The organism is Phytobacter massiliensis JC163 (assembly GCF_000321045.1).
Lineage (GTDB): Bacteria > Pseudomonadota > Gammaproteobacteria > Enterobacterales > Enterobacteriaceae > Phytobacter_A > Phytobacter_A massiliensis.
On the sequence record NZ_CAEO01000204.1, the window covers coordinates 1 to 357 of the forward strand.

Here is a 357-nt window from a genome sequence, read left to right on the forward strand (position 1 = left end):
TTACAGCAGCGCTTTCGCTTTCGCCACCACGTTGTCCACGGTGAAGCCAAACTCTTCAAACAGCTGCTCTGCCGGGGCGGACTCACCGAAGGTGGTCATGCCGACAATCGCGCCGTTCAGGCCCACGTACTTGTACCAGTAGTCAGCGATACCTGCTTCCACCGCCACGCGCGCGCTGACCGCTTTCGGCAGCACCGCCTCACGGTACGCCGCATCCTGTTTGTCGAACGCGTCGGTGGACGGCATGGAAACCACGCGCGCCTTCACCCCTTCGGCCGTCAGTTTTTCGTAAGCCGCGACTGCCAGCTCCACTTCAGAGCCGGTGGCGATGAAGATAAGCTCAGGCTGGCCGTCGCA

The 357-nt window shown here is 61.9% G+C and carries 1 protein-coding gene; it reads right to left on the bottom strand.

Annotated elements, in window-relative coordinates; translation table 11 throughout:
• Positions 1–357: transketolase-like TK C-terminal-containing protein (locus ENTHG_RS00225; protein ID WP_044172086.1), on the bottom strand; the 357-nt coding region annotated here is incomplete at its 5' end.